This window comes from Oceanospirillum beijerinckii DSM 7166, assembly GCF_000422425.1.
GTDB classification, from domain to species: Bacteria; Pseudomonadota; Gammaproteobacteria; order Pseudomonadales; family Halomonadaceae; genus Oceanospirillum; species Oceanospirillum beijerinckii.
Map to the genome: position 1 here is coordinate 1 of NZ_AULT01000107.1, position 1,197 is coordinate 1,197.

Here is a 1,197-nt window from a genome sequence, read left to right on the forward strand (position 1 = left end):
TCGATACTAAAATAACACTGTTTCAGCACCTATTAGACACTAAATTAAAACCATTTTGGTTCCAAAAAAGAACTACACAGCTTCCACGATGCGTTTTATCGTTATCCGACTCACACCATACTGACGACTTAACGCCGCTTTAGATTCACCGGCTTCAAATGCCTGCTTGATCAACCCTTTCTGATCATCGCTCAACTTTGGCGGTCGGCCTCCTAAGCGCCCTGTCGCCTTCCGGCCTTCCTGGGTACGGCTGACAATAAAATTGCGTTCCAGCTCAGCAAAGATTCCCAGCAACTGAATCATGGCTTTGGCCATCGGGTCATTGTTTTCTGTCGTATCGATGTTCTGATCCAAACACTTAAAACCGATCCCGTTAGCCTGGAAGTGATCCAACGTTTTCAGAACCTGGGACAGCGACCGGCCCAGACGATCCAACTTAGTCACGATTACGGTGCCACCTTCCCGCACGTAATCCAATAACTTTTCCAGCGCCGCCTGATTGGATTCCGCCTTACCGGAATGTTTACCCTGGAAGATCTTGCTGCAGCCGACCGCTTCCAGTGCTTTTACCTGCAGATCCAGATCCTGCGCCGCCGTTGATACCCGTGCAAATCCCACCAATGACATGGCCATGCTCTCCTGTGCCGGTGTTCTAAAGTTTTCAGTTATGAACATAGGCTAGATGACTGTACAAAACTTTCAATAAAATAATTTTGAACATGCCCATAAGTAAGCATGAGTTTTGAACATGCAACCTATTGAACACCCACGGAACCCACCGCCATGCACACACCAGGCCCGCCCCGGCCTGCTGGCTTCGGGCGTGGCGGAACCACCCGGAGCCCGTAGCGCAGTGAAAGTGTGCAGCCAGCGGCGCTGATGCCGGACGTAGCCGGAATGTGGAGCAGACGGCGAAATGCCTTGCTGTAAGCGGAATGTGTAGCCCGTGTAGCTGATGCGAACCGGAGACGAAATTACGTAGCCAGCCGAAGCTGATGGCCTGCAGGAACCCCACCACACCAAACAGACCCGCAGGCCATGAGCGTAGGGGGCGAAGTATGTCGGCGCAGGGAGCATGTGCGGAATGGGCGAAACGTGTAGCTGGAAGTAGGGCATTGAGCCAGGTTGCGGAACGTGAAGGCGAAGACCGGCATGTGCAGAGTGGCGGAGCGCGTTAACGGAGCGAAGGGCGTAGGG

The 1,197-nt window shown here is 53.0% G+C and carries 1 protein-coding gene; it reads right to left on the bottom strand.

Annotated elements, in window-relative coordinates; genetic code table 11:
* Positions 1-72 precede the first annotated feature (72 nt).
* Positions 73-627: a recombinase family protein gene (locus H579_RS0118670; RefSeq protein WP_028301915.1), complete on the bottom strand. Its 555-nt coding sequence runs from the start codon at positions 625-627 to the stop codon at positions 73-75.
* Positions 628-1,197: the final 570 nt, after the last annotated feature.

Bases quoted from the DNA above. Each gene is read 5' to 3' on its own strand.
- H579_RS0118670 (WP_028301915.1), bottom strand. From the start codon at position 627: ATGTCATTGGTGGGATTTGCACGGGTATCAACGGCGGCGCAGGATCTG.